The organism is Brasilonema sennae CENA114 (assembly GCF_006968745.1).
GTDB classification, from domain to species: domain Bacteria; phylum Cyanobacteriota; class Cyanobacteriia; order Cyanobacteriales; family Nostocaceae; genus Brasilonema; species Brasilonema sennae.
The window spans coordinates 3230670-3242981 of sequence record NZ_CP030118.1; the positions used below are offsets into that span (position 1 = coordinate 3230670).

13 protein-coding genes and 1 pseudogene are annotated in these 12312 nt (G+C 41.1%); 7 read left to right on the forward strand and 7 right to left on the reverse strand.

Features of this window, described 5'->3' with window-relative positions:
* Positions 1-882: 882 nt before the first annotated feature.
* Positions 883-1017: pseudogene (locus tag DP114_RS13730) on the forward strand (glutaminase); the annotation flags it as partial.
* Positions 1018-1341: 324 nt separating this feature from the next.
* On the opposite strand, the gene DP114_RS13735 reads toward DP114_RS13730, so the two are convergent.
* Positions 1342-2244 (reverse strand): LysR family transcriptional regulator, encoded by a 903-nt coding sequence (locus DP114_RS13735; protein ID WP_169267223.1) that lies wholly within the window; start codon positions 2242-2244, stop codon positions 1342-1344.
* A gap of 121 nt (positions 2245-2365) precedes the next feature.
* On the opposite strand from DP114_RS13735, the gene DP114_RS13740 reads away from it, so the two are divergent.
* From DP114_RS13740 to DP114_RS13750, 3 genes are read left to right on the forward strand one after another with little or no spacing between them, the layout of a single operon-like run.
* A complete protein-coding gene (locus DP114_RS13740; RefSeq protein ID WP_169267224.1) occupies positions 2366-3037 on the forward strand; it encodes a cysteine hydrolase family protein in 672 nt (223 codons plus the stop codon).
* A 15-nt stretch (positions 3038-3052) separates the two neighbouring features.
* Positions 3053-4522: a ketol-acid reductoisomerase gene (locus DP114_RS13745; protein WP_171976346.1), complete on the forward strand. Its 1470-nt coding sequence runs from the start codon at positions 3053-3055 to the stop codon at positions 4520-4522.
* 38 nt (positions 4523-4560) lie between these two features.
* Entirely contained in the window at positions 4561-4848 is a 288-nt protein-coding gene (locus tag DP114_RS13750) for a hypothetical protein (RefSeq protein ID WP_169267226.1), read from the forward strand.
* 158 nt (positions 4849-5006) lie between these two features.
* Here DP114_RS13750 and DP114_RS13755 read toward each other — a convergent pair whose 3' ends face one another.
* Positions 5007-5828, reverse strand: a complete 822-nt coding sequence (locus DP114_RS13755; protein ID WP_171976347.1) for a carbonic anhydrase — start codon at positions 5826-5828, stop codon at positions 5007-5009.
* A gap of 120 nt (positions 5829-5948) precedes the next feature.
* Here DP114_RS13755 and DP114_RS13760 point away from each other — a divergent pair, with 120 nt between their 5' ends.
* Positions 5949-6203 carry a hypothetical protein gene (locus DP114_RS13760; protein WP_169267228.1) on the forward strand — a complete coding sequence of 85 codons (255 nt, stop codon included), beginning with the start codon at positions 5949-5951 and terminating at the stop codon, positions 6201-6203.
* A 109-nt stretch (positions 6204-6312) separates the two neighbouring features.
* Here the strand turns inward: DP114_RS13760 and DP114_RS13765 are convergent, their stop codons facing one another.
* On the reverse strand, positions 6313-6960 hold the full coding sequence (locus DP114_RS13765; protein WP_169267229.1) for an S-layer homology domain-containing protein: 648 nt from the start codon (positions 6958-6960) through the stop codon (positions 6313-6315).
* Positions 6961-7542: 582 nt separating this feature from the next.
* Here DP114_RS13765 and rnhA point away from each other — a divergent pair.
* Positions 7543-8439 carry a ribonuclease HI gene (rnhA, locus tag DP114_RS13770; RefSeq protein ID WP_169267231.1) on the forward strand — a complete coding sequence of 299 codons (897 nt, stop codon included), beginning with the start codon at positions 7543-7545 and terminating at the stop codon, positions 8437-8439.
* 77 nt (positions 8440-8516) lie between these two features.
* Here the strand turns inward: rnhA and cruG are convergent, their stop codons facing one another.
* The gene (gene cruG, locus DP114_RS13775) at positions 8517-9713 is read right to left on the reverse strand and encodes a 2'-O-glycosyltransferase CruG (RefSeq protein WP_171976348.1); all 1197 of its coding nucleotides are present in this window, start codon (positions 9711-9713) and stop codon (positions 8517-8519) included.
* Between the two features lie 31 nt (positions 9714-9744).
* Positions 9745-10650 carry a gamma-carotene 1'-hydroxylase CruF gene (cruF, locus tag DP114_RS13780; protein WP_169267233.1) on the reverse strand — a complete coding sequence of 302 codons (906 nt, stop codon included), beginning with the start codon at positions 10648-10650 and terminating at the stop codon, positions 9745-9747.
* Positions 10651-10976: 326 nt separating this feature from the next.
* Here cruF and DP114_RS13785 point away from each other — a divergent pair, with 326 nt between their 5' ends.
* Entirely contained in the window at positions 10977-11402 is a 426-nt protein-coding gene (locus DP114_RS13785) for a hypothetical protein (protein WP_169267234.1), read from the forward strand.
* Positions 11403-11447: 45 nt separating this feature from the next.
* On the opposite strand, the gene rpmA is transcribed toward DP114_RS13785, so the two are convergent.
* Together rpmA and rplU are read right to left on the reverse strand one after the other, a co-directional pair.
* On the reverse strand, positions 11448-11729 hold the full coding sequence (rpmA, locus tag DP114_RS13790) for a 50S ribosomal protein L27 (RefSeq protein WP_169267235.1): 282 nt from the start codon (positions 11727-11729) through the stop codon (positions 11448-11450).
* 30 nt (positions 11730-11759) lie between these two features.
* Positions 11760-12233 (reverse strand): 50S ribosomal protein L21, encoded by a 474-nt coding sequence (gene rplU, locus DP114_RS13795; protein ID WP_169267236.1) that lies wholly within the window; start codon positions 12231-12233, stop codon positions 11760-11762.
* Positions 12234-12312: the final 79 nt, after the last annotated feature.

Sequence of the window (12312 nt, forward strand, 5' to 3'; positions counted from 1 at the left end):
ACAGACTATCACAAACCTAGATGTTTGGGGATCAGGTTTTTGATTAATCCTTGGTCAATTTATCAAAATTTAACTCTCATTTCAAGTCACAAACCTTACAAATATGAGCATTTTGGCTATGTGACAGTTTTTTTATGATTAGAAATTTTATTATCAAAACCTCATAATAATTTAGTAATTAAATTGATTGCAGTAGCATATACGCTTGTCTAGAAACATAATTGATGCTAAAGAAAGGTGATTTAAACTGCTGAACATACTTTTACTTTATTTACAGTAGTTTTTTTTAACAAAAAGTTTAAATAAACAATAAGTATATTTAGTATTCTTTATAACTACGAAGAAAGATTTTTTTGAAAAAACTAACTTTTTGGTCTTATTTCTGAGTTGCTTTGCAAGTAATATAGCGTTTCCCGCCTGGCTAAGGTACAGCAAGAAAGAAGAAACCGCAGGTAAACGCACCCTGGACGCAGATAAATATGTACCTTAGCCAAATTAGAACCGCATTAACACAGTTTTCGCTTGCAAAACGATATAAATATTCAGGTTAACTTGAAAAATCATTATTTGTTTAGTAGCTATATATACTAAGTCTTTCATCATATTTGAAATGACAAGATAAGACACAATATTCATAGGACTTACGCATTGACAGGAAATACGAAATATGGAGTATGGATTTGGGACATTCAAACCTGATTTTTCGATAATCTTTAAGCGATCACCACCCATCTGGTGGTAATTCTCAAAAGTCTGGAACGACCAAACTACGTTATACACATGATGTTACTTTTATAAAGCACGTAAGTCCTAATTCAGTAAAATAAATTATACACAGAGCGAAATTGACAAAACAGCAATGCTAATGTTATTTGAAGAAAATTTTTAGGTGAATGGGCATATAAGGTTGGTATTCCGGCAAAAAGTGGAATTTCTGGTGGAATTATTGCTGTTGTTCCAAATGTCATGGGGATTGGAGTGTTTTCACTACCTCTCGATTCACGCGGTAATAACGTAAGTTGCTAATTAGTCCCTAGAAACGGTATATAAGTCATACGAAAACTCCCTTTTCAAGTATTGCAAAATACTATTAATTGAGAACTGGTACTTAAACTCAGGCGTTTTTTGATAACTAGCAACTTGGGTTAATAGTGTTCGGGGGGTTAAGGTTTGTGAAGAACTTTCGCAGCAGTTTGGTTTACACTTGTTCGAGTGTTCGCAAAGAAACTTATTTTAGGGAAAAAGAGTGGTAATTCACACCCTCCCTGGAATAAAAGTTATCCTAAATCACTGCGTTGGATAACATTGTTTAGATTTGTACATGCATTTGCGCCTCTACCTTTATAAAATCGGACTGAAATTTTGATCCACAACCTCTTTCATAACCTCAAGAAATGTCCGCAAAACTGGTAATGACTCATCTTGTCGCCAGACAGCTACTAGCTCCACCTCTGCATCCGATAGATTCAAAGTAATGTATACAACTCCTGTTCTGTGAATATTACGTATGGATGCAGGAGCAAGGGAGACACCCATACCAGCAGAGACAAGACCAAGAATTGTCTGCTTTTGGCTGGCTTTTTGCACGACTTTAGGGCTAAAACCTGCTTGTTGGAATAAACTAATACACTGGTCGTAGTAGCCCGGTTCTAATTGACGTGATACCAGAATGAAGGACTCATTAGCCAGCATGGGTAATGCTAACTCTGGCTGAGTTGCTAAAGGATGAGTCTCTGGCAATATCACAACAAGTGGCTCCTTGAGGATTGGTTCAAGAGTCAAAGAAGCATCAGGTGTAGGCGGAATCATCAAACCAAGATGGATTTGCTGTTCTTGCAGCGCCTGCACTTGAGCACTTGTTGTCATTTCCTCTAATTCGAGTTCCACGCGTGGAAAACGCTCTCGAAAAATCCTCAAAGCTTTGGGTAAAACGCTATAGGTAGCAAAACCAGAGAATCCCACCTTGAGTCGTCCGCTTTCTCCCTGAGCCACTTGTCTTACTATCTCTACAGCCTCAGTTGCTTTCAGTAAAATGTGACGTGCTTCTACTAAAAATGCTTTTCCTGGTTCTGTTAATTGAACTCGGCGCTTAGTGCGCTCAAACAAGAGTACGCCTAATTCATCCTCCAGCTGACGGATTTGTTGACTTAAAGGTTGCTGAGTCATGTGCAGTCGTTCTGCAGCTCGACCAAAGTGCAGTTCCTCTGCAACAGCAACAAAGTAGCGTAAATGTCGAAGCTCCATTAGAACATTTTAAGTGTTAATTGCCTATCAAAAATGTGTTGGACAGTGAAAACATTAGCACTTATGTTAGAAAGTAACAACAAGAATATTCAAAATAACCAATATTTAGGGATTTGATTCCATGAAAGACGACACCAGTCCTGATTGGGAAAATGCTGCTTTGCTGACTATAGATATACAAAAATCTTTTGCATTACCTGGGGCTTGTGCAGAGATTCTTGGTACATGGGAAGTGATACCTAAAATTCAGCAATTATTACAAGCATTTAGACAAAGCGGGAAACCGATTATTCATGTTATCAGGATTTATTTACCCGATGGTTCCAATGTTGATTTATGTCGCAGACAAGATATTAAAAATGGCAAGCAGGTTGCAGTTCATGGCACTGATGGAGTAGAACTTGTCAACGAATTAAAACCATCATTTCAAATAATGCTTGATATAGATAAGCTAATTTCAGGAGCTTTTCAATGGGTTAGTCATCATGAATGGATTATGTACAAACCAAGATGGGGAGCTTTTTTTCAAACCTCTCTTGAAAAACATTTACGTGAGTATTCCATTAACACTTTAGTGATTTGCGGATGTAACTTTCCTAACTGCCCACGCACTACCATTTATGAGGCAAGTGAACGAGATTTTAGAGTCGTTTTCATTCCAAATGCTACATCTCAAGTCTATGAGCGAGGTTTGCAAGAGCTAAGGAATATTGGCGTGATTTTGATGAGTACTGAAGAGTGCATAGCTTTAGCAACACAAACAGTAAAAACTTCCGGAAAAAGCTTTTATTGATAAGGATAACAGACGATGAGCTTAGAATTTAGCACAAATACATTCGAGAAAGAGAAGATTATCTTAGCAGGGAAAGAAGAATATATCGTTGGAGGAGGACGCCATCTTTTTCCACTTTTACCTAAAGCTTTTGCAGAAATTCACCAAATCGGAGTGATTGGTTGGTCGTCCCAAGGTCCTGCTCAAGCACAAAATTTAAGAGATTCTCTAGCAGGAACTAACATCAAGGTCAAAGTAGGTCTTCGGAAAAATTCATCTTCTATTCCATTGGCAGAAAAAGCTGGCTTTACTAGAGACAATGGCACATTAGGAGAAATGTATGAAGTCATCTCTGAATCTGATTTGTTAATTCTTCTCATTTCTGATGCTGCACAGGCAGCAAATTATCAGCAAATTTTTGAGGCTATTCGTCCTGGAACTACACTCGGATTATCTCATGGATTTTTGCTTGGACATCTAAAAAACATTGGGGATTCATTTCCTGAAACCATTAACGTGATTGCTGTTTGTCCTAAAGGGATGGGACTTTCAGTCAGGCAACTTTATGAACAGGGTAAAGAAATTCATGGCGCTGGCATTAACTCCAGCTTTGCCATTCATCAAGATGTTAATGGAAGAGCAACAGATTACGCACTTGCATGGGCAGTAGCAATTGGTTCTCCTACAATCTTCCAAACGACTCTTGAATCAGAATATAAGTCTGACATTTTTGGAGAAAGAGGAATTTTGCTGGGAGCAGTTCACGGAATTGTAGAAAGTTTATATCGCTGGTTGATTCGTTCTGGACATTCTCAGGAGGAAGCTTATATAAATTCTGTAGAATCTCTCACTCAACCAATTAGCAATATGATTTCTAAAAATGGGTTCTTGTCCATTTATATATCTCTAACTGATGCCGAAAAAGAAACCTTCAAAAAAGCTTACTCTGCTGCTTATCATCCTGCTTTTGAAATCTTAATGGAGATTTATGATGAAGTTGCTTCTGGAAATGAAATTCGTAGCGTGATTGAAGCAAACAATCGTCATCAGCGTTTTCCTATAGGAAAAATTGACGGCACAGAAATGTGGCAAGTTGGCGTCAATGTTCGTGATAATAGACGACCTGAGAAAGTTTCCATTCATCCTGTAACTGCTGGAGTTTATATCGCTACCATGATGGCTCAAGTAGACTTATTGAAGGAAAAGGGACATCTTTACTCTGAAATTGTCAATGAGTCCATTATTGAAGCGGTGGATTCTTTAAACCCTTACATGTATCAAAAAGGGGTGGCTCATATGCTTAATAATTGTTCCATGACAGCACAGCTTGGAACTAGAAAATGGGCACCACGATTCGATTACATTTTCTGCCAGCAGGCTTTTACTGCATTGGATGATAACAAACAGACAGATGAAAAAGTTTTTGAAAACTTTTTGACGAATGACATTCACCAAGCGTTGTCGATTTGTACTCAGCTGCGACCTTCTGTCGATATTTTTGGATAAAATTGAGCTGAAAGTATGGGTTTAACTGCTTTACCGAGGTGGCTAAGGTAGATGTCGGGGATGCGGAGTTAATTATCCGTACTCTGTTTAACAGCACAAATCATGCAGCGCTGTGGAAAACCCGCATCACAACCCTGATTGAGCTTTACGACAAGCACCAAGTCTGCCCAACATTAGCACAGGGACTTGTCCCAGAAAAAACCATCAATGCCTTGATCTCAGAAATGGTAAGCGACAAAGCAGCCCAAACATGGCTGGAAGTTTGGCAGGAAGTTGTGGGAAATCGTCCTGATACCAAGTTGCGTTCTGTTGTAGTAGCGCTTTAGGGCAATACGGTTCAGTTAAGAAGAATTGTAGGTTGGGTTGCGCTCGGCTTAACCCAACAAAAGCGAGGCAGGTGTTGGGTTTCGTTCCTCAACTTATGCGCTACGCGCAGGCACTTTCACACAAATCAAATAAAATTGCTATGAAAGTCTTCTCAAATTCAGTTTCTTCTTGAACCTCGGTAAATTCGATCCATTTGGTCTTTTGAAAGTCGTGTTATTGGAAACCTTTGATGCACGTCATAGAAAAATTCTTGAGGCGGATCAACTGCCGTTTCTTGTTCAGAAATGTTATTTTTTATGTTATTACCATTTAAAAATTCTTCCTTAAGTCGTCTCTCATCTGTGTCATCACTTTTGAGTTGACTTTGAGGCAAGACATAAGCATGAGTTTCTGGATCGAAGGCTAAAACTTCTCCTTTCTCAATGTTATAAATCCAGGCGTAAATCTTTAGTTGTCCTTGGTATAGCTTGGAGCGGATAACTGGATAAGTCCGCAAATTTTCAATTTGAGTCAGTACATTTTCAGCGGTTAAAATTTCGAGTAGTTCTTCCCCCTTGTATTGGGTGTAATGTTCTTTTACCAATAGTCGGGTTGCCTCTGCATACTTTAACCAATCATGAACAAGCGGCATTTCATCTCGCAGGCTATGTAACTTCATCAGCCCTTTCATTGCACCACAATGCGAGTGACCACAAACAATAACTTGTCGAATACCTAGAGCTTGCACAGCGTATTCAATTGTCGCACCTTCACCGCCCTTGGTTGCTCCAAATGGCGGAATAATATTGCCAGCATTGCGGATAACAAATAATTCACCTAAATCAGCTTGTGTAATTAGATTTGGGTCTACACGTGAATCAGAACAAGTAACAAATAACACTCTGGGTTTTTGACCTTGAGATAGTTGTTCAAAGAGTTCTTGGTGTGTACTAACATAATTAGCCTTAAATTCACGCAGACCTTTAATTAATTTCTTCATACAGCTAACTTTTGACAAATAGAGGCAATATCAGAAAAATTTTCCCTGTATAGTTAGTGTAGTATAAAAATGTTATAAATTTTATCAATTTGTCATTCAAGCAAATCTAAGTGCTCATGGGTGTCAGCAGCAACTGTCTTGAGTATCACTTCTGAGTTGGTGTGGGTAAAAGTCGTTGGTAGTGCGGCAGCTTACGTTCCTCCGCTTCCCCCCGAAACGTGCCTTGGCGATCGCATTTATGCCAATCCTTTATATCTTGCACCTGAGCGTATCAATCGGCACGAACCAAAAATATGGGCAAAAAATTATATTATTTTTATAATCTTTATCTTGTTAAATAAGTGGAGTTTAGACTGTCTAAACTCCAGTCATTAATCGCATTTCATATTATTTCAACTCACTGCAATCGACATTTGGGCACTCTGATTCCCCAAGCTATCCACTCCACACACAGTATAAGTTCCTGGTTCAACAGTCGCAAAGGTTATAATGAAGCGTGTTCTAACTCAGTTTGCGGTTGTGGTGGGACGACAAGGTAGTCAGAGGGAATTTTTTGCACCTCACCCATAAAAAAAAGCGCTTGATACACAGAAACTGCTACATCGGCGCGAGTTGCTGGTATATTGGGCTTGAGTAATTTTGTATTTGGGTAACTAGCTACAAGACCTGCACTTGTGGCAATTGCAACCTGAGTTATTGCAGAATCAGGAATTAGATTGGTATCGTGATAAATCTCTTGAAGGGTTGCAAGCTTCTCAGGCTTTACTTTTAAGGCAAGATCCAAGCCTTTTACCAGAGTCAGCAAAACTTCTAATCGAGAAATCCTACTGTCAGGAAAGAAGCGATCATTGAGAAACCCATTTAGAAATCCTATTGCATAAGCTGTTTGAATAGCTTTTGCTGCCCAGTGATGAGCCGCAACATCGATAAAACGAATATAGTCCCGTTTTTTCTTAAGTTTTGTAAATGTCTTAGTAAGAATAACAGCAAATTCAGCACGGGTTACTGAAGTGTCAGGGCGAAACGTCCTATTGGGAAACCCGGTGATAACCCCTTCATTCGCTAATGATTCTACAAATAAGCGTGCCCATTGATTTTGAATATCCCGAAAGGATTTAGGAGTAGATGCCATTGTCGCTCCAAGCTAGCTATTTTCCTGATGTTCTTGCTATGTATTATTTTTCCCATCAGCAGAAAACGGGAATTATTAGCTTGGTGATCCACGATCACGCTCAAATTCAAATTGTTTTGACGAGAGAGGCTTAATGGTATAGCAACAGACATATCGTTTAGGACATCGTATTTCTCTTAAGAGGGAACAGGGAACAGGGAACAGGGAAATGTCCTAACAATTATGGCGACTGCTATAGTTGTATAGTTGCATCATCTGATAAATGTCTTAAGATGGGATGATGGTAACACAAGGATGAAAAAATCCAACAAACAAAACCTGTTCCATACTGAACCATAACAACTAAAGATATGGGTTGTACTGAGAAGAGTTTTTCACTGCCTTCAGTACGTAAAATCTTTAAGGTTGGAAAAGACGAAAGTAGCCGCACAGCCTAGAAATAAGTTGAGGCGGGTAGGACTGTTTGAACCAGTCAAAGTGCGTTCAGCACAGAATAACGTTGACTAGTAGGACTTTTAGTCCACATAGCAATATCAGTTCAAAATCCTGGTTTTTCAAAGCCAGGAGAGTTTAATATTAACTATGTCTTTAGTTTCCACAATCAAAAGTATATACACTGATGGTGCTTGCACAGGCAACCCTGGCCCTGGTGGTTGGGGTGTGGTTGTCTATTTCAGTGATGGTTCGATTCACGAAATGGGCGGTGCATCCTCCCGAACGACTAACAATAAAATGGAGATGCAAGCTGCGATCGCCGCCCTCCAATTTTTGCAAGACTCAGGACAAAATGAAGCCATCACCCTCCACACCGACAGCGAATATCTGATAAACTGCGTGACAAAATGGGTGAAAAGCTGGAAAAGGAAAGGCTGGAAAAAGTCAGATGGAAATCCTGTGCTGAACCAAGACCTGTTAGAAATCTTAGACGATCTTAATAGTCCACGAGTTAGATGGGAGCATGTGCGGGGTCATGCAGGTAATATTGGTAACGAACGCTGTGATACGATCGCCCGCGCCTTTGCCAATAACAAAACTTTGTCCTTGCAACAACAAAACTTTTCTTTGGAACAAAAGAACGGTCTAAGTATATCAAGAGTATCAGATTCGGAAACAAATCCTACAATCATTAACACAAAGAAAGAAGCAATCACTACTCTTGCAACAGATATAACCAATATGGAACCACAAACCCACTCTCCTAGTTCCGCAAATGAGGAATTACCCCGAGAAATCAGGGTAACACAACTGCGCAACTTAGTAGAAACTCTCCGCATTGCGGACGAAATTGCCGAGAAAGGTTACCTGATCACAAGTTCTGAACTGGCAGACTTGATGGATGTTCACGCCAGCGCTGTTACCAGTCGTGGAGACGAGTGGCGCTGGCGAAACTGGCTTGTCTCACGGGTGCGGCGTGAAGGTAATCAAATTCTCTGGGAATTGGAACGGGGCGATAAGGTAGAAAGTGAGACGGAATCGTGAAGTATCCCAACAAAATCCCCTGTTTGTTGGGGTAAGAACTTACGCGAGTCGTTAAACAATCAGCACTTCAGGACTCATCACTGAGTACTGTACTTACGTCCTCGCCACTCTTTAGGGGTACGGAATGCAGATAGATAAATCCGCAGCACCGCGATTGGATCAGCCAAAGGCGAAAGCCAGAACAACCAACCGCCTTTTGCTTGATTGCGATCATAGGAGGGTGCGATCGCAAAAAGCATAGCAAAGCGAATCAGCAGTAGAAAAAGATTCAGTACCACCAGGAAAAGCAGAGGAGCAGGGGAGGTATTGAGCAGTGGAGAAAAAAAGAGGTAGATGAGGACAACTACAAGCGGTAAACCTTGAACTGCTGTGAGGAGCCATAAATCTCCCCAAACTTGAGCACGGGACGAAGCGTCTTTCAAGTCAAGGCTTCGCCCCCATTGTTCCCAAGTTTCCATTGCTCCCTCATACATCCTTACCTTGAGCACTTTTGCCCCATCTAAAAAGCCAACTTTATACCCAGAGGCAGCTATGTTCCGTGCTAAAGTGACATCATCACAAAAAGAACCTTTCGCACTCGTATATCCACCCACAGCTTTTAGAACAGAGCGACGGCACAAATAGCATTGTCCATTCGCCATCACTCGTTCTGACTGCTGAGCATTCACACCAGCAGGATTAAATCGGTAAAGCAGAGTCATCAACAAAGCTGGTTGTAGCCAGCACTCTCCTGGATATTTGAGAATGAACTGGGGTGAGAGAGAAACCAAGTCATAGCCTTGAGTTTCTGCTGTCTTCACCAAACCCGCAACCAAACCAGGTGATGGTTGTATATCAGCATCCATACCCAGAAACCACTCACTCGCCTCACAGGTGTGCAAAAAGCCGTAATGCAAAGCCCAAGGACGCCCCACCCAACCAGTTGGTAAGGGATCATCGCTCATCAGGCGAAAGCGAGGATCTTTTTGCTGTGCGGTTTTGACTAACTCAGGTGTGCCATCACTAGATTTGCTATCTACAATGATTATTTCTCGGACTTCATAGCTTTGGTGAGAAATCCCGTCTAGCAAAGGGGCAATACGAAGAGCTTCATTTAAGGTAGGAATGACGACACTCACACACCCCAAAAGTTCTGGTGTGGAATTTTGGGGTGTAATGGGAGGATGGCGGCTAGGTCCTTTTAACAGACGCGACAGCAAAATTGCTGTTGCGCTTAGTTGGATGAGCAGTAATAACAATGAAAGAGCACTTGCGAAACTCAACGCGTCTTGCACAGCAAAATACCTGGGGATGGAAATCAAAGCTTTATTTGACAGCAACTTTGACGCTTGCTACAGTAACTTCGGTTGTTGGTGCAACAGCAACATTAGCAGATGCAGCAATTGATCTCCACCAAAGTACTACAGCTGGAACTACGCCCAAGACAAAGCCTAATGAAACTGGGATAGCAAATCCAGCTGCTAAGCTCAGTCCTGCAGCAAAAGCAAAATTGCTAAGATAAACGACTAAGGGGACATTGAGTTGCGATCGCTCCAATTTTATGGGCGTGTTTCTCCACAGCAATGCTGCCACGCTCATAAACAGGGCGCTAGTGCCAAACCAACCCGCATAATTTTGATAGGGTGTTCCAAAGAACTCACCTGGATTTTCCCAAAACCAAAAGGGGAGAGATGTTTGACTCATGGCTGGTTCCAATGCAAAGTCCCAGCAGGTAAAAAGCAAAGCGCCCAATGCTATAGCGCCTACTTGGCCCACTAAACTGGGATTTTGAGCTACCCTCAAACCAGTACGAGCAATCAGGTAAGCAGACAAGCCCACATAAAACCAGGATAAGGGAATTGTAAATGGCACAAGCCCCGCAATCTTATATCCTAAGCCACTCAAGTAACTGTAGTATCCAAAGGGAAATCCAGTACTTGTGCCCAGTAATTCACTGCCCACCGATATTAATACAGATGGTAGTAGAAACCCTAGCCAAGTGCGCCATCCCAATACTCGATATGCATAAATGGAGACGGCTATTGTCCCCAAAATAATATCTACCACACCACCATCAGCCATACTCAACTGCATGGCTTTTTGTCCAACCTCTCCTGAATTGAAAATTGTTTCGGCATTAGGTATGACCAATAGAATGCCTATTAGTCCAAAAGCCTTTGCCAAGATATGACCAGTGAGGCATACACGCTGAGCGATAACAAGTTGTCTCATGATAATCCCTTAACAAGACATGATACGCGGCTACAAAGCTTGTAATAGTTTACAAATGTTTAAGAAATTTTTTAATACTTTGAGCGGGAATTTTTTGCAAACTGACCTTGCTTTCTTTATGGAAAGCATAACAGCCTCTTGATAGAAGGTAAAAAAAATATGATAATAAACATATAGTTTAAGCTATTCAAGCCATTATCTATCAATTAAATTGGCTTTCCTGTGACGGCTTATAGTGTTGCGATTCATGCTTTGCTACAAAGCAGTACGTATATGCTTTAGATAGCTGTGAAATTATAGCTTATTCTGTATGTTGGGAACAACTAATGTCAATCTCGAAAAGACCGCCTTTGCTTTCCCTAGCATTACTACTGCTTACTTACACCAGCACTGGGTGGATAATATCTAAAATATACACTCCTTGGTATATGTGGCTACTGGCTGTTATTGCTATCTTACTTATCACGGGAGGTTTAACGATTTCCGGGACAAGGCTTGCAAACTTTTCTTTATTGTTATTCAAATCAAATCTTAGGTCTTTTGGTCTTAGCGTTTTAGCGGCTTTCTTGTTTTTTTTAATGATAGCCAGGTTTCGACTATTTCTTGATACGTTGCTCATCGTTGCTGCGACTGCATTAGCAAGGATGGATCTTCAAACAGCTGGCTTTAATCAAGGACAAACCTTTTGCTTGTTGTCTATCTTGTGTTTGACGAGTTTAGCCTTAGGTGCGTTGATTCATAAGTTGATTTAACTCAACAGTCCATAGTTGCTATGGACTGTTAGGTTTAACTAATGACTAGCTTGCAACTGCCTCGGCTGGTGCTGCAACTGGATAAACGCTAACCTTTTTACGGGTTTTGCCCTTGCGTTCAAATGTGACTACGCCGTCAATTAAAGCAAACAAAGTGTCATCTTTGCCAATACCAACGTTGTTACCAGGATGAAATTTAGTCCCGCGCTGACGCACTAAGATATTTCCCGCCCGGACAACTTCACTACCGTAGTGCTTTACACCCAGTCTTTGAGCGTTAGAATCACGACCGTTGCGTGTACTACCTGTTCCTTTCTTATGAGCCATAATTTCCTCTTGTGTCTCTACTTGTATCTATTATTCAGCAGCTGTTTCTTCAGCGGGTGAATTCTGGGCGACTGGTTGTGCTACAACATCGACAGTCTCTGGAGTTTCAGTTGTTTGGGCTGGTTCTATAGTCACCTCAGTTGCTGCATTTAAGGCGATCGCCTTTTCTTCGGAAGCAAGCACCGAACCGTCGAGGCTAATTGAATTAATCAATAATCTAGTGATTTCCTGGCGATGACCCCGTTTTTTACGAGTTTTCTTTTTCGGTTTCATCTTATAAACCAGGACTTTGCGACCTCTTAGATGCCGCATCACCGTGCCTTCTACCTTTGCTCCTCCCACAAGCGGCTGTCCTATGGTGACTTCGCCGTCGTGCTGCACTAGCAATACTTTATCTATAGTAACTTTCTCGTCTGGTTGAACATGCAGCAGTTCAATGTCATAAAACCGACCAGCTTCGACTTTTACTTGCTTGCCGCCGGTTTCAATAATTGCGTAGGTCATAAAATTGTCCTTGAGGTTGCCGTACAGGTAGCTGGACTATATGCTCGTTAAGACTGCTTTCCAGCTTTCGTATTGCCTT

What these genes read in the sequence shown, in the direction of transcription:
- DP114_RS13735 (WP_169267223.1), bottom strand. Translation starts at nt 2,244, where the DNA reads ATGGAGCTTCGACATTTACGCTACTTTGTTGCTGTTGCAGAGGAACTG.
- DP114_RS13740 (WP_169267224.1), top strand. Translation starts at nt 2,366, where the DNA reads ATGAAAGACGACACCAGTCCTGATTGGGAAAATGCTGCTTTGCTGACT.
- DP114_RS13745 (WP_171976346.1), top strand. Translation starts at nt 3,053, where the DNA reads ATGAGCTTAGAATTTAGCACAAATACATTCGAGAAAGAGAAGATTATC.
- DP114_RS13755 (WP_171976347.1), bottom strand. Translation starts at nt 5,828, where the DNA reads ATGAAGAAATTAATTAAAGGTCTGCGTGAATTTAAGGCTAATTATGTT.
- DP114_RS13765 (WP_169267229.1), bottom strand. Translation starts at nt 6,960, where the DNA reads ATGGCATCTACTCCTAAATCCTTTCGGGATATTCAAAATCAATGGGCA.
- rnhA (WP_169267231.1), top strand. Translation starts at nt 7,543, where the DNA reads ATGTCTTTAGTTTCCACAATCAAAAGTATATACACTGATGGTGCTTGC.
- cruF (WP_169267233.1), bottom strand. Translation starts at nt 10,650, where the DNA reads ATGAGACAACTTGTTATCGCTCAGCGTGTATGCCTCACTGGTCATATC.
- DP114_RS13785 (WP_169267234.1), top strand. Translation starts at nt 10,977, where the DNA reads ATGTCAATCTCGAAAAGACCGCCTTTGCTTTCCCTAGCATTACTACTG.
- rpmA (WP_169267235.1), bottom strand. Translation starts at nt 11,729, where the DNA reads ATGGCTCATAAGAAAGGAACAGGTAGTACACGCAACGGTCGTGATTCT.
- rplU (WP_169267236.1), bottom strand. Translation starts at nt 12,233, where the DNA reads ATGACCTACGCAATTATTGAAACCGGCGGCAAGCAAGTAAAAGTCGAA.